This window comes from Pseudomonas sp. R84 (assembly GCF_009834515.1).
Taxonomy (GTDB): domain Bacteria; phylum Pseudomonadota; class Gammaproteobacteria; order Pseudomonadales; family Pseudomonadaceae; genus Aquipseudomonas.
Window position 1 is genome coordinate 4,086,557 of sequence record NZ_CP019426.1, and the last position, 18,418, is coordinate 4,104,974.

An 18,418-nucleotide genomic window follows, 5' to 3' on the forward strand; every position below is an offset into this window, starting at 1 on the left:
CTGGTCACCCACCGCCCATTGCGCATACCATGCGGCCACAACTCCAAAACAGACCTCGCCCATGCTCAAAGCCAGTCTGCGTAGCCACCTCACCCTTTGGTTTGCCGGTTTGTCCCTGCTGACGCTGCTCAGCGTGGGCTTCTACGTTGGCCACATCGCCACCGAACAGATGAAGCAGGCCAGCGGCAATGCCTTGCTCAACACCGCGCGTTCGGCCGCGTCGTTGTTGGGTGAACAACTACGCGAACGCCAGTTGGAGGTGTATCTGCTCAGCCGTGCGCCGCATCTGGAGCGTGGCGATCTGGACAACCCGGCCATTCTCAAATCGATGCAACTGCGCACCCAAGCGCGCACCGAGTATGCGTGGATGGGCGTCACCGATGCCGAGGGCAAGGTGCATCAAGCGGTGAACGACTTGCTGGTCGGCCTGTCGGTGCAACAACGGCCGTGGTTCCAGGCCGGGTTACGCAGTGAGTACACCGGCGACCCTCATGAAGCGGTGCTGCTGGCGAAAATGCTCCCGGCGCTGCCGAACGGTGAGCCGCTGCGTTTCATCGATTTCGCCGCGCCGATCCACAACGCCGACGGTCAGGTGATTGGTGTACTGGGCGCCCACGCACATTGGAGTTGGGTGACGCGCATTGTTGAGTCAGCGGCGTTTGCGCATAAAAACTCAATGCCGGATATTGAAGCGTTGATCATCGATCACGATGGCAAGATTCTCTATCCCGAAGCACTGATGGGCCAGCAACTGGCGGCGACGGATTCGAAATTGCAGGACTGGACGGCGGGTAACGGCTTCCTCACCAGCATGGTCACCGTACCGACGCCATCGAGTACGGCGCTGTCGTGGTCGATTGCCGTGCGCCAGCCATTGGAAACCGCGCTGCAACCGGCGCGCCTGCTGATGTACAAATTGCTGATCCTCGGTGTGGTCGCAGCGGTGCTGTTCGGGCTGGTGGCCTATTACCTGGCGCTGTACCTCAGCCGCCCGATCGAACAGCTCGCCCGTTCGGCCCGCAAGGTCCAGAACAAAGAGCCCGGCGCGCAATTCCCGCTGCAACACCCGGTGCGGGAAATTGCCCAACTCGGCCAGTCCATCGATGCGATGACGCAATCACTGCTCGGCAAGGAGCGTGAACTGCAAGAGGCCAATGCCTCGCTGGAAGCCACGGTGGCGCAACGCACCGCAGCGCTGACGCAGGCCAACGCCGAACTGTTGAGTCTGGCGACTCACGATGGCCTTACCGGCGTGTACAACCGGCGCCGTTTCGACGAGAAACTCACCGAATACACACTGCTGTTCCGCCGCACCGGACGCCCGTTTTCCCTGCTGCTGATCGATGCCGATCACTTCAAGCGAATCAATGACACGCACGGTCACGCGGTGGGCGATGAGGTGCTGCAACAGTTGGCGCAGTTGATTCAGAGCAGCCTGCGCACCACCGATTTCGTCGCCCGTTACGGCGGCGAAGAGTTCGCTGTGCTGTTGCCGGAAATCGCCCAACCCGACACCCCGGAAGTGGTCGCCGAGAAGATTCGCGCGGCGATAGCCAAGGCCGATTTCCCTGCGGTCGGAAATGTGACGGTGAGCATCGGCGTCGGCCTGGCGGATCCGGCCGACAACAGCCACAACGCACTGATCAAGCGCGCCGATCAACAGCTGTATCAGGCCAAGGCAGCGGGTCGCAATCAGGTGGCGTGATCAGCCCTTCTTCACTTCGCAAACCCCGTTGGCCCTGTTCTTTCCGGTGTATGAAACCGCCGGCGAACCATCAGGATTGATGCTCAGAGAAATGGTCACACCCGAGCCTTTGGCTTCGAAGTAGTTGTCGTTGAATTTCTTCAACTGGCCTTCCTTACCATTGATGTAGATCGGCCCGCCTTCATCGGCATGCACTTCGATCTTGCCAGGGCACGTGGCGTTGAACATAGGAATGCCGGCGTAGGCCAGTCCTGTGGCAAGCAACAGCGGTGTTACCAATAGCAAAAATTTCATGGTGGGATCCTTGAAAGCAGCAACAACGCCGAAGAGCTTTCTCATGTCATTTTCAATCAGGGACTTCGGCAGCTCCTGCCGTTATTGCGAGAAGGTCTGAAGATAAGCCAACAGGTTCTCGAGTTTTTCCTCATCACTCAGCCCCCAGAAAATCATCCGCGTACCGGGCACGACGCCTTTCGGATCCTTCAGATAAGCGATCAACGTTTCGCGATCCCAGGTCACGCCTGAGTTCTTCATCGCATCGGAATACACGTAATTCGCTGACGTCCCGGCGGGCCGGCCGATGATGCCATTGAGTTGCGGGCCAAACCCCGGGCGGGCCGATTCGCCGACCTGATGGCAGCCGCCACACAGGCGCGGGAAGATTTTCGCGCCGGCTTCGGGGTCGCCCGCGGCATGGCTGAACGTAGTGAACAGGCTGGTGGCGAGCATCAGGGCGAGTGACAGTGCAGCGGTGTTTTTCATCGAGGGCTCCGGATCGGTCTGCATCGGGCGGCGCAAGGGTAGCATTTTGTTTTTACAGGTAAGCGCCAATGATCTTTCTGATTTTGATCAACGCTTGGCGCAACACCTCCAGCTCTACTGAACCCAGCGCCAGGCGGATCGCGTGCGGTACATGGCCTGACACCGAGAACGGTTCGGCAGTGGTGACGGAAATCTGTTCGTGCATCAGCTCGACGACAATCTGATCGGCGCGCACGTCTTCCGGCAGCGGTAGCCACAAGAAATACGACGCTGGATGACCAATGCTCGGTAGTCCCTTGAGCAACTCGGCCGCCAACGCTTGCCGCACCTTGGCGTCGTTGCGTTTTTGTTCTTCCAGCAGCGTCACCGTGCCATCGTCGAGCCAGCCGCAGGCAATCGCGGTCATGATCCCGGGCGTGTTCCAGGTCGTGGCGCGGATGATGCGTTCAAGCGCCGCCACGGTCTCTGTCGGTGCAGCGATGAAACCGACGCGCAAGCCGGTGGCGATGTTTTTCGACAGGCCCGAGACATACACCGTGCGCTCCGGCGCCAGATCGACTAACGCCGGGGGTGGGTTTTCCACCAGAAACGCGTAGGCAGCGTCTTCGATGAGGGTCAGATCATGCCGACGGGCGATCGCGACCAACTGCTCGCGTTGCGCAAACGGCATCACCCAACCCAGCGGATTGTGCAAGGTCGGCATGCTGTACACGGCACGCACCGAGCGGCTGCGGCAGAGTTTGTCCAGCGCGGCGAGATCCGGCCCCTGATCACTGAACGGAATCGCCACGACTTCCAGATGCAGCGCTTCGGCCAGCACTTTAAAGCCGGAATAGGTCAGCGCGTCGGCGGCAATCACATCGCCGGGTTTGAGCAGCGCCATCAGCGTCACCGCCAGACCTTGCTGGGCGCCGTTGACGATCAGCACTTGCTCGGCCTCCACGTTCACCCCGCGCGTCAGCAGATGCCGAGCGACGGACGCACGCTCGTGGGCACGACCGGCGTGCGGCTGGTAGCGCAGCAACGCCTCCAGATCACCCGACAACGCCAGTTGGCGCAACGCGCTGCGCAACAAATCGGCCTGAACGGGCAGCGACGGGTAGTTGAAGTTAAGGTCGATCATGCCGACCGCCACCTGTTTCTGATCGATGCCCTGCCCCGGCGCCAGCGAGGTTTCGCGGACAAACGTGCCGCGCCCGGTCTCACCGCTGACCAGGCCCATCGCCTCCAGCTCCGCGTACACCCGCGAGGCCGTGACCAGTGCCAGCCCTTTCTCAGCAGCCAGTTGCCGGTGGGTCGGTAGCCGCGTACCTGGCGGCAACTGCCCCGAGCGAATGTCTGCCGCATAGGCGTCAACGATTGTCTTGTAGCGAGAACGTGGCATGCCGGATGTATCCATGACAATTCTTTGATTGTGCTGATTCTCGGCTCTAGCATGGCTGCAATGCAACCCACTTCCGAGCGTGAACGTGATGGAAAGGACTTCGAATCTGACGACCCCGGCACTGGAAAAAACCAGTGGCTGGATCAACGGTTTTATCGGCGTAGTGATCTTCAGCGGTTCGCTGCCGGCCACGCGTCTGGCGGTGCTGGAGTTCGATCCGGTGTTTCTCACGGTGGTTCGAGCGGCCATCGCCGGGGTCTTGGCGGCGGCGCTGTTGTGGCTGTTTCGCGAACGGCGTCCGGCGCGCGATCAGTGGCTGTCGCTGTTGATTGTCGCGCTGGGCGTAGTGCTCGGCTTTCCCCTGCTGACCGCACTGGCGCTGCAACACGTGACGTCAGCACATTCGATTGTGTTTGTTGGTTTACTGCCGCTGGCCACGGCGATTTTTGCCGTGCTGCGCGGCGGTGAGCGGCCGCGACCGGTGTTCTGGATGTTCTCGATTCTTGGCAGCGCGCTGGTGGTCGGCTTCGCCCTCGCGCAAGGTCTGACTGCCTCGCCCACCGGCGATCTACTGATGCTGGCGGCGATTCTGGCCTGCGGCCTCGGCTATGCCGAAGGCGCGAAACTGTCGCGCAGCCTCGGCGGCTGGCAGGTGATTTGCTGGGCACTGGTGCTGTCGCTACCGGTGATGGCGGTTTTGAGTCTGTGGCTGGCACCCGCCTCGTTCAGCACGATCAGCCTGTCGGCGTGGGTGTGTCTGGGCTATGTGTCGTTGTTCAGCATGCTGATCGGCTTTGTGTTCTGGTATCGCGGCCTGGCTCAGGGCGGGATTGCCGCGGTCGGTCAGTTGCAATTACTGCAACCGTTTTTCGGCTTGGCGCTAGCGGCGACGCTGCTGCATGAACACGTCAGCCTCGGCATGCTCGCGGTGACGTTGGGCGTAATCCTCTGTGTGGCCGGGGCGAAGAAATTCGCCAAATGATCCTCAGGCGCCGGCCTTCCACTCGCGAGGGCTGAGCCCGGTCTTGCGCCGAAACGCCCGGGCCAGCGCCGAAGGACTTTCGTAACCGACCTCCTCGGCAATCAGCGCAATCGGCTTGCCTTCACGCAGGCGCTTCTGCGCCAGGCTGACCCGCCAGCTCAGCAGATAATCGGCCGGAGTCTGCCCGACGACCCGGCGAAACTGCTCGGCAAATCCGGCGCGGGACATGTTGGCGACCGAGGCCAGATCCGCCACGCTCCATGGCTTTTGCGGTTCCTCGTGCATCGAGTTCAAGGCACGCGACAGACGCGGATCAGCCAGCCCGGCGATCATCCCCGGTTGTTGCTCGCGACTGCTGATCAAATGCCGCAACAGCAGGATCACCAGCAGTTCGAACAGTCGATCCATCACCGCCACGCGCCCGCAATGCCCTTCGAACGCTTCCTTGAACAGCCATTCCACGGTGTTGCCCAGCTCCGGAATGTCCGTCAGCTTCAGCACCAGATAATCCGGCAGTGCCGCCGCCAGTGCATTGCCGGAGCCGCCATCGAACGTCAGCGTTGCGCAAACCACCTGAGTGTCCATGGCTTCGTCAGCAAACATGCGATGGGCGAAGGGTCTGGGGAAGAAGATCAGTGACGGTTCACTGAGGCGGACCTCGCGCTCGCTACCCGGCTTGAGCAGTAACTCGCCGGCCTGCAACAAATGCACATGGCCGACCGGTTCATTTTCATGAACCGCGACGCCGCAGAACGTGCCGCTGTGAAAAGTGCCGGCAGTCACACCGAAATGGCTGAGCAATGTTGAAAGGCGATCCATGGACGACTCCAAGGGCATATCTGGACGATCTGCCGTATATCCTCGACGATTTGCCGCCAATCCACCAGCCTCACTCAATAACATGACCTCCATCCCCGGCGCACTACGCACCGGACTCTCGGAGCATCACCATGAGCCGCATCCACGCAATCAGCCTCGAAACCGCCGCCGACGCCAGCCGCCCTGTGCTGGAAGGCGTGAAAAAGAAAATCGGTTTCCTGCCCAACGTCTTCACCACCCTGGCCAAAGCGCCGGTGGCCCTCGAAACCTACGTGCAAGCCTCGGCGATCCTCGGCAAAACCTCGCTGAGCGCCCAGGAAAAAGAAGCGGTGTACCTCGCCACCTCACAGGTCAACGGTTGCGACTATTGCCTGGCGGCCCACACCTTGTTTGCCGGCAAGGCCGGGCTCTCGGCGCAAGACATCGTCGCCGCCCGCCAAGGCGAACTCAACGCCTACGCCACCCTCGCCCGCCAGTTGACCGAAAGTCGCGGCCATTTGAGCGATGCACAAATCGCCGCCGCCCGCGCTGCCGGCATCGACGACGTGAAGATCATTGAAGTGATTGCACTGGTGGCCGTGCAGAGCCTGACCAACTACCTGAACAACGCGGCGCTGACCGACATTGACTTCCCCGCCATCTGAATCCGGCCACACAAAACCTGTTGGAGCTGACCTGCTCGCAATAGCGGTGTGTCATTCAAAGCATCTTTGAGTGACACACCGCTATCGCGAGCAGGCTCACTCCTACAGTTGGATCGGGTACATCAGCAAGAGATTGGTCGGCTGGCAGGCCGCCTTCGCGAGCAGGCTCACTCCCACAGTTTTAACGTGCGTACAACCCAAGCGGCAAAGCCGTCCCACTCAACAGGATGAGCGTTAGCTCGGCTGCAGCTCTTGATCTTGATCCACGGGCGACGTCGGAAGGCTGAGTGGAGGGATTCATCCGGGCGTGGGAGCGCAGCGACCGTTTGGCGAAGCCAAACACAGCGAGAGGAGGTGCAGCGAAGCAAACCGTAGGCGCTGCGCCCGGAGGGATCCCGGAGCGAAGGAACCCCGAGCCCCAGCGAGCGGGCCGCACGTAGGAGCAAGCCTTTTTGGTTACTTTTTCGGCGTCTGGAAAAAGTGACCCGCCGTAAGGGCGGAACCCTAATCAGCAACACCCGCAGCAACGGATATGCACCCAGTAAACCAGATAATCAGTGATGCACCTCACCCGCCCGCTTCAGCAATTTCTTGCACCGCTCGGACAAATGAAACACCTGCAAATGCTTCCCCGCCTTGGCATAACGCTCGCGCAAAGTCCTCAACGCCGCAATCGCCGAATAATCGACAAAACTCAAATGCCGACAATCCAAAGTCACCCGAGCCGGATCATTAGCCGGATCGAACTGATTGAGAAACGGCGCAGTCGAGGCAAAAAACAACGTGCCATGCAGACGATAAAGCTTACTGCCATCAGCCTCCAGATGCTCATCAGCGTACAACTCGCGGGCCTGCTGCCAGGCAAAGTTAAGCGCGGCAATGATAATTCCGCAGAGCACAGCGGTGGCCAGATCAGTGAACACCGTGATAGTGGTCACAGCAATGATCACCAGCACATCGTTAAGCGGCACTTTGTTCACCACCCGCAACGACGCCCAGGCAAAAGTCTGCTGCGACACCACAAACATCACACCCACCAGCGCCGCCAAAGGAATACGCTCAATCAGCGGCGACAGAAACAGGATAAACAACAGAATCAGCACGCCAGCGACCACGCCAGACAAACGCCCGCGCCCGCCGGAACTGAGGTTGATCACGGTCTGGCCGATCATCGCGCACCCGCCCATACCGCCGAACGCACCCGAGACCACATTGGCCGCACCGAGCGCCACACACTCGCGATCCGGATAGCCACGGGTTTCAGTGATTTCATCGGTGAGATTCAACGTCAACAGAGTTTCCAGCAGACCGACCAGCGCCATCAGAATCGCGTAAGGCGCGATGATGCGCAGGGTTTCAAGATTCCACGGGATGTCCGGCAATGCGAAAGTCGGCAAGCCACCGGCAATGTGCGCCATGTCGCCAAGGGTGCGGGTCGGCAGGCCGAACAGGTAGACCAACAGACCGACGCCGAGGATCGCCACCAGCGCCGGCGGCACCGCGCGGGTCAGGCGCGGCAGGATGTAGACGATGGCCATGGTCAGCGCCACCAGCCCGGTCATCAGGTACAGCGGCGTACCGCTGAGCCAGTCTTCACCGCTCTTGAAATGCTCCAGTTGCGCCAAAGCAATGATGATCGCCAGCCCGTTGACGAAACCGAGCATCACCGGATGCGGCACCATGCGCACCAGTTTGCCCAGGCGCAGCAGCCCGAACGCCATCATGATCAAACCGCCAAGCAACACCGTCGCCAGCAAATACTGCACGCCGTGCTGCACCACCAGCGCGACGATGACCACGGCCATCGAACCCGCCGCGCCGGAGACCATGCCCGGCCGCCCGCCGAACAACGCCGTCAGCGTGCAGATAATGAAGGCGCCGTACAGGCCCATCAGCGGATTGAGGTGGGCCACCAGCGCGAACGCAATGCATTCGGGCAACAGGGCAAACGAGGTGGTGAGTCCGGCCAGGACATCAGCGCGCAGACGAATCGGTTTCATGGCTTACCTATCGAGCAGCCACCGAGCGCGGCTGCAGGTGTTCGGGAAAAAGAGGGTTGCGGATGTTACGGAATTGTCGCGGATCGGGCCAGTGAACGCTGACACTTGTGGGTTCGGGCTTTATGCTGACGCGCTCCTGTAACCGTTGAGTTGAACATGTCTGCATTTCTGAGCGCCCGCGAGGTCTGCCAGCGTCTGCGTGAGGCTGCGCTGGGTGTGCTCGCTTTCAAAGTCTGCGAGCGGCCAGCCGAGGCCGGGCTGGTCGCGGTCGATATTGAAGGCTGGCTGTTGCTGCTGGATTTTGAAGGTGGGCGGTTACACCACTGTGAATGCGCCCGCAACGGCGATGGACAAGAAGGCTCGCTAGAGCGCTGGCAGCGTTACGGCACCGATCCGGTGAGTTTGCTCAGTACCTGGGAATTGGCGCAGATCGAGCAAATGCTGATGGCGGCTGTTCAGCCCTGACGCAAATCGAGCAAATAGGTGTAGTAACCCGTATCGCGGACATAACCCAATGATTCATACAGCCCCTGCGCGGTAAAGTTGTCGGTTGCGGTTTCGAGCATCAGTCCTTTGGCGCCCGTCTCTGATGCAAAATCCCGCGCAGTGTTCATCAGCAGTCGACCAACCCCGCGTCCACGGGCGGCAGGTGCGGTGAACAGATCGCTGAGCAGCCACGTGCGGTGAGCATCGATGGACGAAAACATCGGGTATAACTGCACGAATCCCAGCGCTTCGCCGTTTTCATCCTGAGCGAGAAAAATCGCTGATTCGTCGCCGGCCATGCGCTCGGCGATGAAGGCGCGCGATTGCTCAAGGTTCGACGGCTGCTTATAAAAGCCTCGGTAGGCGTCGAACAACTGCGCCACCGCATCCAGGTGGGTGACGTCGGCCCGCAGTACCTGAAGGGTCATGTCCCCGCTCCGTTTCCAATCAATGATCGAAACAGCATAGCGCTGTCCGTCAAGTGTGCTGGCTTCACCGCTATATAGTTTTGTATATTGCGAAACCAAAATCGCCAGAACCTTTTCATGCCGTCTATTCAGTCTCCGTTTCCATGAGAGCCATCCGCGTACGCAACGAGCAGTTGATCCTCGCCGCCGCCAGCGAAGAGTTTGCCGTCAACGGCTTCGACGCCACCCAGACCCGCGATATCGCCGCGCGTGCCGGCGTGCCCAAGGCCAATCTGTATTACTACTTTCAGACCAAGGAAAACCTCTACGGCAAAGTGCTGCTGGGGTTTGTCGAGCCACTGCTGGAGGCCTCGGCAGTGCTGCGGGAAAGCGATGATCCGCTGACGGGGCTGCGCGCTTACGTCGCGGCGCGGATCCGGATTGCCCGCGAGCATCCAGCGATTGCCAAGGTGTTCAGCGGCGAGCTGCTGCTCGGCGGTCGACAGTTGCCGGACGAGTGCCGCGATCTGCTGCATGCCGAAGCGCGGCGCAATGTTGAATGCCTGCGCAGCTGGATCGAGCGCGGTTTGCTGGCGCCAGTGGATCCTGAACATTTGATGTTGTTTATCTGGTCGGCGACGCGCACGTACACCAACATTGGCTGGCAGATGGGCCAGATCATGGGGCGCGAAGTGCCGCAGGATGAGGATTATCAAACAGCGGCGCAGACGATCACGCGGATGGTGCTGGAGGGCGTGGTCGTAGCGCCGCGCACAGGCGAGATTCGTGGGGTTTTGTTTGCGACTTGAGGGGCCGTGGTTTCACAGCCCCTCGGACGCCAGCAGAATTGATGCGGGTCAGAGCATGAAATCCAGAGGCATATAGCCTTCCCCGCCTTTACTTGCATACCAGGCTTGCAGGACGTCCGGCATGCGCCCTTTCCATTGCGCAACATTCGTGTAGTAACGCGCGAGGGTTTTACCCCCAGCCTGGGGCACCAGGACTATGATCCAGAACTGCTCATTCGGTGCACGCATGACAATCGCCGCGTTGCTCGACGGCAATCCCCGGACCCAATAGTTGCTGACCTCACTGTTCGGCACGTCTTCAGAGGACTCACCGTCCATCTTCAAGCCGCAGTTTTGCAGTAGCGTCTGATAGTCGCCCTTAAGCAGCGTGTGCAACACTTCGTTTTCCCGCTGCGTTTGTGCCACACCCAGCGTGAGCAAATCATAGTCGACCAGGACTGTTTGCTTCGATGAAACATACCGTCCACCGTAGTAAACGCCCATTCCGGCGCCGCAATCGAAATCAGCGCCATCCTGTGCCACATCCATCACCCCGTTCAGGGCCTTGAAGGTTAAAACACACTCTCCCTGCTCGTAACGGGCCTGCGTCCCCTCTATCGTTGCGACGCCTTCCAGTTCACCCGAGTGGGAACCGTTCGCTGCTGAAATGTCGAAGGCGATGTGAGAAGCATCCTGGCGCCTGGTGGTGATTTCTGCCCCTTCCGAAACTCCCCAGGGAATCAGCTGCCAAGTGGCGTCCCAGGAAAACGGTTTGACCATGTATTCAAGAGCAGTGAGACGCATCAGGTACTGCCGGCGTAAACAGGGAGCAAGATCGTCACATTGATTACGTTGCTTAAGCCACCCTCGCTGATCCGCTTTAAGCGCTTTCGGGTCCGCAGCCTTGTTCAGGGTGGAACGCCAGCGCACCGCGAGTTGCTCGTCGAGTCGCGAGAGATCCGGATCGGCGCAAATGGCTTTTTCAGTCTTGCTGGCAGCGCTGGCGCAATCGAAACTGCTGGCCTGGGTGACAGCGGCAAACGCAAGGGCGGTCAGCAGCAAGGCATGACGCAGGGAGAGAGCGAACATCGAGAGATTCCATTCTTCGGACGGCGCGCAGTATGCCAGTGCAGCCAGCGAAAATCCCTGATGTGCATCGCAATCAGGGTTTAGCAATCACTGTGGGAGCGAGCCTGCTCGCGAAAGCGGTGGATCAGCCACGATCAATGTCGACTGACATACTGCCTTCGCGAGCTGGCTCGCTCCCACAGGGTTTTGTGTGGGTGGTCAGAACGTGATGTCGGCTGCGGGTTTGACGTCGATGCGGCCAGTAGCGCCGGTCAGGTGCGCCAGATCCTTATTGTGTTCGGCAATGATGTCTTCGGCGCTCATGTTGCCGTTGTCGACAGTAGAATGGGCGTCGGCCACAAGCACCACGTCATAACCCAGTTGGTGAGCCTGACGCACGGTGGCGTTGACGCAGTAATCGGTTTGCAGGCCGCAGATGACCAGTTTTTCGAAATCTTCGCTCGGCAGCAGTTTGCGCAAGTCGGTCTGGTAGAACGAATCCGGGGTGGTCTTGCGCACACGAAGGTCTTCAGCCGATGTCTCAAGGCCTTCGGCCAGTTGCCAGCCTTCGGCGCCATGGGCCAACGGGCTTTCCTTCTCTTCATGCTGAATCAGCACCACCGGCACGCCAGCCTTGCGCGCCCGGACGCTTAAACCGTTAATGGTGTCGATCACCCGGTGAATGTCGTAGCACTGGTATTCGCCCGAGCAGAGGGCGCGCTGGACGTCGATGATCAATAACGCGGTGGTCATGATGAGCCTTCCTTGATCAGTCCTTGAGACAGGGGCGGACGTAAGCCCGCCCCCTTTTTACGCCCCTCAGTAACCCAGTGACAAGCCTGTGTTACGGCGCGGATCATTGGCGCCGTAGAAACGGTTTTTGCCGACCGGTTTACCCCCCAGCGACGGTGCGCCGACCAGAATTGCGGCGATGTGGTTGGCGTCCTGCGGCCCGGCAAACTTGTGTCCCCAGCTCTCGAGGATCTTGCGCGTGTCCGGGCTGGCGGCGAAGTCTTCGAGGTTGGTTTCCTCCGGCATCCACTGCTGGTGGAAGCGCGGTGCATCGACCGCTTCCTGAAGGCCCATGCCGTAGTCGATGACGTTGAGCATGGTCAGCAAAGTCGCCGTAATGATGCGGCTGCCACCCGGTGTGCCAACCACCATCACCACTTTGCCGTCCTTGGTGACGATGGTCGGGCTCATCGATGACAGCGGTGCCTTGCCCGGCGCTATCGCATTGGCTTCGCCCTGCACCAGACCGTACATGTTCGGCACGCCGACCTTGGAGGTGAAGTCGTCCATTTCATCGTTGAGGATTACCCCGGTCTTGCTCGCCATCACGCCCGCGCCGAACCAGTCGTTGAGGGTGTAAGTCACCGACACTGCATTGCCCCACTTGTCGACGATCGAATAGTGGGTGGTGTTGCTGCCTTCATGGGGCGCTACGCCGGGTTTCAGCTCAGCCGACACGCCAGCTTTTTGCGGCTGGATGGCATCGCGCAGTTTGGTCGCGTAGTTCTTGTCCAGCAGGTGCTCGATCGGGTTTTTGACGAAATCCGGATCGCCGAGGTAGCTGTTGCGATCGACATACGCGTGGCGCATGGCTTCGATCTGATAGTGCATGCCCTGAGCCGAATGAAAGCCCAGATCCTTCATCGGATAGCCTTCGAGGATGTTCATGATCTGGCAGATCACCACGCCGCCGGAGCTTGGCGGTGGCGCCGAGACCACGTGATAGCCACGGTAGTCGCATTCCACCGGCGCCAGTTCGCGGGTCTTGTATTTGTCGAGGTCGGCCTGGGTGATGATGCCTTTGTTGGCCTGACTCGAGGTGACGATCGCATCCGCGACCCAGCCTTTATAGAAGCCGTCGGCGCCTTTTTCGGAAATGCTCCGCAGGGTCTTGCCGAGGTCCTTCTGCACCAGTTTCTGCCCGACATGCATCGGCTCGCCTTTGCTGAGGAAGATCGAGCCGGAATCGCGCATGTCCTTCTTGAACACGTCGGTGGCGTACTCCAGCAACTCGACGTCACCCTGCTCCAGTTCGAAACCGTCTTCCGCCAGTTTGATCGCCGGGGCAATCATCTCCTTGCGCGGTTTGGTCCCGTATTTGCTCAGCGCCAGTTCCATGCCGGAGACCGTGCCGGGCACACCCACCGCCAAGTGACCACGCGTACTCAAATCGGGAATGACGTTGCCTTCCTTGTCGAGGTACATGTTGGCCGTCGCTGCCAACGGTGCTTTTTCACGAAAATCGAGGAAGGTCTTGCGCCCGTCCGCCAGTTGAATGGTCATAAAGCCGCCACCACCGAGGTTGCCGGCTGCGGGATAAACCACCGCCAGTGCGTAACCCACGGCGACCGCCGCATCGACGGCATTGCCGCCACTTTTCAATACGTCGACGCCCACATGGGTGGCCAGATGTTGCGCGGTGACCACCATGCCGTTTTCGGCGGCAACCGGTGCGACTGACGCCGCGTGAGCCATGAGACAGCTGAGTGCCAGTGAGGTCGCTATCAGCGATTTGGCCAAAGGTTCGTACTTCATGAGTCGATCTCTTTTTTTGTTTTCAGGGTCTGTGCAAAACAGAGGGGAGGAACGCGTCAAGAGCACCAAGCAGTATGGTCGGCTTTGCGTATTGCGCCTCCCCGATCAGGCAGTATGCTGGGCGCTGTTGCCGCCCTGATCCGGAGCCTGCCGTCATGCCTTACACGTTCATCACCCTGCCCTCGCCCGTCGGCGAGCTGAAGCTGGTCGCGAACGGCTCACGACTGGCGGCCATCCTCTGGGAAAACGACAAACCGAACCGCGTGCGCCTCGGGCCGATGAGTGAGGCACCCGACAATCCGATCCTGATTCGAACGGCTCGACAACTTGAAGAGTATTTTTCCGGGACGCGTGACTGTTTTGATCTGGAACTGGATTTCGCCGGCACGGATTTTCAGAAAAAGGTCTGGGCGGCGCTGCTGACCATTCCATTTGGCGAGACACGCACCTACAGCCAGATTGCCGAACTGATCGGCAATCCCAGCGCCGTGCGGGCAGTAGGCGCCGCCAACGGACGCAACCCGATTTCCATTGTGGCGCCGTGTCATCGGGTGATCGGCGCCTCGGGGAAACTCACCGGGTTTGCCGGTGGGCTCGAGGCGAAAGAGCGCTTACTGACACTTGAAGGTGGCGACTGGTCGACGGTTGGCAAAACCGGGGATCTGTTCTGAATCAAACGCCGAACAGGTTATTCATCGCCGCATATTGCAACAGCATGATGGTCTTGGCGTCGCAGATCTCACCGCGCTGAAACGCCGCCAGCGCGTCATCGAATGCCCATTCCAGCACTTCCAGTTCTTCAGTCTCCTCTTCCAGACCACCACCATCGCTGACTTTCCACGCCGCATCGTATTCGGCAATGAAAAAGTGCAGCTTTTCGGTCACCGAGCCGGGGCTCATGTAAGCCTCGAATACCTTCTTCACATCGTGCACGCGATAACCGGTCTCTTCCTCGGCTTCATCGCGAATTCGCTGCTCCGGCGCCGCGCCTTCGAGCAATCCGGCCGCCACCTCGATCAGCAAACCATCATGGCCATTGACGAACACCGGTAAACGGAACTGCCGGGTCAGCACCACCGTGCGCTGCTCGCGGTTGAACAACAAAATCGCCGCACCGTTACCACGGTCGTAAACCTCACGGGTCTGACGCTGCCACTCGCCGTTGTTGCGGTGATAGTCGAAGGTGATTTTCTTCAGCAGATACCAATCATGGGACAACACCTGAGTGTCGACGATATTGACCCGCTCGGCTGTGTTGGACATGACGCCTGATCCTGTTTCCTGAGTAAGCTGCCATGGTCGAATAATTGCACGAACAAAAAAAGCCCGGCAGCGCTACCGGGCTTCTTTATTTGCAACTAACGAGCGATGAGCGATTGCATGTCACCGACAGCCTGCTTGGCGGCAGGAACCCCGTGAATCAACGGCCCATAACGCCGACTGAATTCCCAGTTGTACGGCACGCCATCCTTGCTGGTGCCGTTGTCCCAGTTCACCGACCAGGTCATCAAGCCTTTGATCGGTATCCCCTTGATCGCCAGACGCTTGAGGACATTCCCGACCACGGTTTTGTCGATCACATAACCGGTGGCCGCCGCATCGTTGTTGGCCGGCAGGCCGATGACGAACTTGTCCGCCGGAATTCTGGTAAAGCCGCGAGTACCGGTCACGAGGCTTTCGGTCAGGTAGAAAAGGAAATCCTCCTTCAGCGCATCGTTGTTCTGCGCAATCCATGCACCCGCGCCGTTGTTGGCTTCCGGCACCCAGACCCCGTCACCGCCCTGGTTGTAGAACTGCGGGGCGATGAAGTCGTAGTAGCCTTCCAGTGCCTGCAGGTAGCTCAGGTATTTTCCGGTGCTGGTCAGGTATGGAAACTCCGGGGCCATGCTGATGATGAAGTGCTTGCCCAGGCCTGCGTAGTGATCCTTGACCAGTTTCAGCGCGGCCGGCAGGACCGTCTTGTTGGCAGCGAAGTCAATCGCGCTCTGTTCAAGATCGATGTCCAGCCCGTCGAAGCCGTAGATTTCCACCAGACGGATGATTTCATTGGCCAGCGGTTGTTCCTGACCGCTGCGCAACTCGATATGCGCGTCGGCGCCGCCGAGGGAAATCAGTACCGCCCGCCCCTGACTGTTGAGCACGCCGACCTGGCGGCGGAACTCGGCATCGGAAACGTTGAACGGCTTGAAGGTCGGAATGCCGCTGCCCTTCATGAAGGCTACTGCAACGACGTTGTACTCCTTGGGCACTTCCTCCAGCGAGAGGCTGGCAAAGCGACCCTGGCGATAACCATCGCTCGGCCCCGCTGGCCAGTTGTGCCAGAAGCCCATAAGGATTTTTTTGCCGGCAATGCTCGGCATCAGCGAGGCGGCATCGCTCGCCGGATTTTGCATTAAAGAAAAGTCGATTTTTGACATGTTCTAATCCTTCAGAACGTGTGGATTTGACGACACAGCGCCGTTATTTGAAGTCGACGTCGAAGGCCTGATAGAAGGCGTTGCCGGTGTTGGCGACGATCCACATCAGTACGATCACGTGATGGCCCGTCTTGTTGGCCGGTAGTTTCACCGCGTGATTGACCTTGGCCTTCAGCTCATTCGGGTAGCTGTAATACGGCACCTGAGTGTAGAAGTCCTCGAAGAACGGTTGGGCTTCCAATTGCGCGCGGGTAATACGCTGTTTCGGGTCCCAACCGTCCTTGGTGATCAGCCAGCGATAGCCGCGAGTGGTGTGCGGCGCGGTGTATTCCCATTTGATTTCGAGGGTTTGTCCCGGGGTGACATTGAGCAGCGGCCAAGTGAACGGACGAGCGAGTTTTTTGCTCATTTCGTCATTGGTGAAGTTAACGCAATCACGGGCATCGCTCTTGCCACCGCTAAGAATGTAGCCATCGGCCGGTGGCGTGACACTGTCCGAATCACTCTGGTAAGGCGCCGGAAACGGCCCCGCTGCCAGTGCCGGGAAATTCTTCCCGCCTTCCATTTCGTTGACCTGCCAAGCGCCGAGCAATCCTTGCTCGATCGCTACCGCACCGCGGCTTGCAGGGGAAATGACACGACCGTGTCGCAGTTGGGTTTGGGTTTGTGGTTGATTCATTTTTTTCACTCCGTTGATTTAAGAACTCTCCATTCCGAGGAGAGGCCTTCAAGCTAACGGAGACGGATTTTTTGTCCATCGGCGGTTTTGTCGCAGTCGGCGGCTTCAAAACGTGAAAACACCGCAAATACTGGATGGATATACAGTCAATACGATAACGCCCACCCGAGACGACGCCAAAAGATTACACGCCAATGCTGCAAAAACTGCCATTCAGTACTCATGGCAACTGTGCCTGGAACTCCTTTTCGTATTGTCCGGCGAGTTGTACTTTCTGTTTTTCGTTGAGCAATTTGCCGGCCATCTGGAAGAACTTCTGCTCTTCTTCTTTCAAATGATGATGAACCTTGTCCGACAGCTTCTTCGCGGTTGCCAACCACGCCGGACTGGACATCTCGGTCTCGTCGAGTTCTTCCATCATCTCGTCCATTTCATGGTGTTCCGAGATGGCATGGCGGCTCAGATCGACACCGTCATCAAGCTCCATCAACGGAATGTAGAAGTGACGCTCTTCGGCCGTTTCGTGGGCCTGCAATTCGGCTTTCAACAACTTATAAGCCTCAACCCGCTCCGGGGTGTCACCGCTGGTCTTGATCAGGTTTTCGGCGTAAGTACGCTGGCGGTCATGGCTTTCGCGAAGGGCTTCGAAAATATTCATGGGGGATCCTCATCAACCGCGTGCTGGAATGACGCTGTAAAGGCTAGACCCCGACGTGAGAGCGGCAGTTCCACCGGGTTGAGGCAGGGCTTGGAAGACAGGCGTCGGGCAGGATAGGCTGCGGATTCAAACCACAAGGAAGTCCTGCATGAACTTGCGCATCGAGCTCTCGCAACATTCCACAGAAGAAGAACGCCAGGCCATTCTGGCGCCCCTGCATGCCTATAACGTGGCCAAGGCCGGGATCGCGGTATCAGAGCCGCTCACCCTGCTGGTGCGCGATGATCACGACAAGATTCTGGGCGGACTTTATGGCCGACTGGTCTGCCAGTGGTTGTTCATTGATTTACTGTCAGTGCCTGAAGCAGGCCGGGGCCAGGGAATTGGCTCGAAGCTGATGCACATGGCCGAAGAGCTGGCGCGGGAAAAAGGCTGCATTGGCGCATGGCTCGACACGTTCGACTTTCAGGCGCCAGAGTTCTACAAGAAGCTGGGGTATAGCCAGTTTGGGGAAATCGTCGATTATCCGCCGGGGCACAAACGGCATTTTTTCCAGAAGCGACTTTTAGGTTGAATGTACCGGCCCCTTCGCGAGCAGGCTCGCTCCCACATTTGGAATGCATTCCACTGTAGGAGTGTGCCTGCTCCGGGCGGCGTTCCGACGATGCCGACAGCCGCGTCAACACATGATCAGAGGCAGGTCGCCAACGCCGCCAACCGGCGCTTGGCGACAAAGTCATCCTTCTGCGCGTAGTAATTCAGCGTCGTGCCGGAAGCTTCAGTGATCACGTCGACAAACGACTCCGCCGAACGGGTATACACCGTCGTCCCGCCCGATTTGCGCGGTTCCAGATATGCTGCCGCATCCACGCCGAACACCGCTTCGTCCTGCCAGCCGAACTGCACACACTGGGCGACGACTTTCTCGGCTTTGTCCGAAGTCAGTACTTTATAGGGGGCTTTGGTGCGAGCATCGTCCATCACCGAACCGGCGCAACCGGCCAGCAGCATCGCTGCCAGCGCCACCATCAGAATTCGCATTGCATTCGCTCATTCAGAAAAAAGCAGACTG

At 59.2% G+C, this 18,418-nt stretch carries 21 protein-coding genes; 7 read left to right on the top strand and 14 right to left on the bottom strand.

The genetic code is table 11. The features are described 5' to 3' along the window. The first annotated feature begins 61 nt into the window (after positions 1-61). Complete coding sequence (locus PspR84_RS17995; RefSeq protein WP_160058584.1) at positions 62-1,705, top strand: sensor domain-containing diguanylate cyclase; 1,644 nt, start codon at positions 62-64, stop codon at positions 1,703-1,705. On the opposite strand, the gene PspR84_RS18000 is transcribed toward PspR84_RS17995, so the two are convergent. The 3 genes from PspR84_RS18000 to PspR84_RS18010 all read right to left on the bottom strand — a co-directional run bounded on the left by PspR84_RS18000 (position 1,706) and on the right by PspR84_RS18010 (position 3,851). Beyond that, positions 1,706-1,999, bottom strand: a complete 294-nt coding sequence (locus PspR84_RS18000; RefSeq protein ID WP_160058585.1) for a hypothetical protein — start codon at positions 1,997-1,999, stop codon at positions 1,706-1,708. It abuts the gene before it with no gap. Positions 2,000-2,080: 81 nt separating this feature from the next. Next, the gene (locus tag PspR84_RS18005; protein ID WP_160058586.1) at positions 2,081-2,467 is read right to left on the bottom strand and encodes a cytochrome c family protein; all 387 of its coding nucleotides are present in this window, start codon (positions 2,465-2,467) and stop codon (positions 2,081-2,083) included. Between the two features lie 52 nt (positions 2,468-2,519). Then, positions 2,520-3,851, bottom strand: a complete 1,332-nt coding sequence (locus tag PspR84_RS18010; RefSeq protein ID WP_160058587.1) for a PLP-dependent aminotransferase family protein — start codon at positions 3,849-3,851, stop codon at positions 2,520-2,522. A gap of 88 nt (positions 3,852-3,939) precedes the next feature. Here PspR84_RS18010 and PspR84_RS18015 point away from each other — a divergent pair, with 88 nt between their 5' ends. After that, positions 3,940-4,833, top strand: coding sequence for a DMT family transporter (locus PspR84_RS18015; RefSeq protein ID WP_160058588.1), 894 nt, complete (start codon positions 3,940-3,942; stop codon positions 4,831-4,833). 3 nt (positions 4,834-4,836) lie between these two features. Here the strand turns inward: PspR84_RS18015 and PspR84_RS18020 are convergent, their stop codons facing one another. Then, positions 4,837-5,652: an AraC family transcriptional regulator gene (locus PspR84_RS18020; protein WP_160058589.1), complete on the bottom strand. Its 816-nt coding sequence runs from the start codon at positions 5,650-5,652 to the stop codon at positions 4,837-4,839. A gap of 131 nt (positions 5,653-5,783) precedes the next feature. On the opposite strand from PspR84_RS18020, the gene PspR84_RS18025 reads away from it, so the two are divergent. After that, positions 5,784-6,296, top strand: coding sequence for a carboxymuconolactone decarboxylase family protein (locus tag PspR84_RS18025; RefSeq protein ID WP_160058590.1), 513 nt, complete (start codon positions 5,784-5,786; stop codon positions 6,294-6,296). 554 nt (positions 6,297-6,850) lie between these two features. Here PspR84_RS18025 and PspR84_RS18030 read toward each other — a convergent pair. Next, the gene (locus PspR84_RS18030) at positions 6,851-8,296 is read right to left on the bottom strand and encodes a SulP family inorganic anion transporter (RefSeq protein ID WP_160058591.1); all 1,446 of its coding nucleotides are present in this window, start codon (positions 8,294-8,296) and stop codon (positions 6,851-6,853) included. Between the two features lie 156 nt (positions 8,297-8,452). On the opposite strand from PspR84_RS18030, the gene PspR84_RS18035 reads away from it, so the two are divergent. Then, complete coding sequence (locus tag PspR84_RS18035; protein WP_160058592.1) at positions 8,453-8,761, top strand: hypothetical protein; 309 nt, start codon at positions 8,453-8,455, stop codon at positions 8,759-8,761. Here the strand turns inward: PspR84_RS18035 and PspR84_RS18040 are convergent. Further along, positions 8,752-9,210 carry a GNAT family N-acetyltransferase gene (locus tag PspR84_RS18040; protein ID WP_160058593.1) on the bottom strand — a complete coding sequence of 153 codons (459 nt, stop codon included), beginning with the start codon at positions 9,208-9,210 and terminating at the stop codon, positions 8,752-8,754. The two genes, PspR84_RS18035 and PspR84_RS18040, sit on opposite strands and share 10 nt — an antisense overlap. Before the next feature lie 143 nt (positions 9,211-9,353). On the opposite strand from PspR84_RS18040, the gene PspR84_RS18045 reads away from it, so the two are divergent. Further along, on the top strand, positions 9,354-9,998 hold the full coding sequence (locus tag PspR84_RS18045; protein WP_160058594.1) for a TetR/AcrR family transcriptional regulator: 645 nt from the start codon (positions 9,354-9,356) through the stop codon (positions 9,996-9,998). Between the two features lie 48 nt (positions 9,999-10,046). Here PspR84_RS18045 and PspR84_RS18050 read toward each other — a convergent pair whose 3' ends face one another. From PspR84_RS18050 to ggt, 3 genes are all read right to left on the bottom strand, one after another. Next, on the bottom strand, positions 10,047-11,066 hold the full coding sequence (locus tag PspR84_RS18050) for a lysozyme inhibitor LprI family protein (RefSeq protein ID WP_160058595.1): 1,020 nt from the start codon (positions 11,064-11,066) through the stop codon (positions 10,047-10,049). A 198-nt stretch (positions 11,067-11,264) separates the two neighbouring features. Continuing rightward, the gene (locus PspR84_RS18055; protein ID WP_160058596.1) at positions 11,265-11,798 is read right to left on the bottom strand and encodes a cysteine hydrolase family protein; all 534 of its coding nucleotides are present in this window, start codon (positions 11,796-11,798) and stop codon (positions 11,265-11,267) included. Positions 11,799-11,864: 66 nt separating this feature from the next. Continuing rightward, positions 11,865-13,592 (bottom strand): gamma-glutamyltransferase, encoded by a 1,728-nt coding sequence (ggt, locus tag PspR84_RS18060; RefSeq protein ID WP_160058597.1) that lies wholly within the window; start codon positions 13,590-13,592, stop codon positions 11,865-11,867. A 155-nt stretch (positions 13,593-13,747) separates the two neighbouring features. Here ggt and PspR84_RS18065 point away from each other — a divergent pair, with 155 nt between their 5' ends. Beyond that, positions 13,748-14,263: a methylated-DNA--[protein]-cysteine S-methyltransferase gene (locus PspR84_RS18065; RefSeq protein WP_160058598.1), complete on the top strand. Its 516-nt coding sequence runs from the start codon at positions 13,748-13,750 to the stop codon at positions 14,261-14,263. 1 nt (position 14,264) lies between these two features. On the opposite strand, the gene PspR84_RS18070 is transcribed toward PspR84_RS18065, so the two are convergent. From PspR84_RS18070 to PspR84_RS18085, 4 genes are all read right to left on the bottom strand, one after another. Then, a complete protein-coding gene (locus PspR84_RS18070; RefSeq protein WP_160058599.1) occupies positions 14,265-14,855 on the bottom strand; it encodes an NUDIX domain-containing protein in 591 nt (196 codons plus the stop codon). Between the two features lie 95 nt (positions 14,856-14,950). Further along, complete coding sequence (locus PspR84_RS18075; protein WP_160058600.1) at positions 14,951-16,009, bottom strand: chitinase; 1,059 nt, start codon at positions 16,007-16,009, stop codon at positions 14,951-14,953. A 43-nt stretch (positions 16,010-16,052) separates the two neighbouring features. Then, positions 16,053-16,688 carry a lytic polysaccharide monooxygenase auxiliary activity family 9 protein gene (locus PspR84_RS18080; protein ID WP_160058601.1) on the bottom strand — a complete coding sequence of 212 codons (636 nt, stop codon included), beginning with the start codon at positions 16,686-16,688 and terminating at the stop codon, positions 16,053-16,055. A gap of 220 nt (positions 16,689-16,908) precedes the next feature. Continuing rightward, entirely contained in the window at positions 16,909-17,346 is a 438-nt protein-coding gene (locus PspR84_RS18085; RefSeq protein WP_160058602.1) for a hemerythrin domain-containing protein, read from the bottom strand. Positions 17,347-17,494: 148 nt separating this feature from the next. On the opposite strand from PspR84_RS18085, the gene PspR84_RS18090 reads away from it, so the two are divergent. Next, the gene (locus tag PspR84_RS18090; RefSeq protein WP_160058603.1) at positions 17,495-17,920 is read left to right on the top strand and encodes a GNAT family N-acetyltransferase; all 426 of its coding nucleotides are present in this window, start codon (positions 17,495-17,497) and stop codon (positions 17,918-17,920) included. 116 nt (positions 17,921-18,036) lie between these two features. Here the strand turns inward: PspR84_RS18090 and PspR84_RS18095 are convergent, their stop codons facing one another. After that, on the bottom strand, positions 18,037-18,387 hold the full coding sequence (locus PspR84_RS18095) for a hypothetical protein (protein ID WP_160058604.1): 351 nt from the start codon (positions 18,385-18,387) through the stop codon (positions 18,037-18,039). Positions 18,388-18,418: the final 31 nt, after the last annotated feature.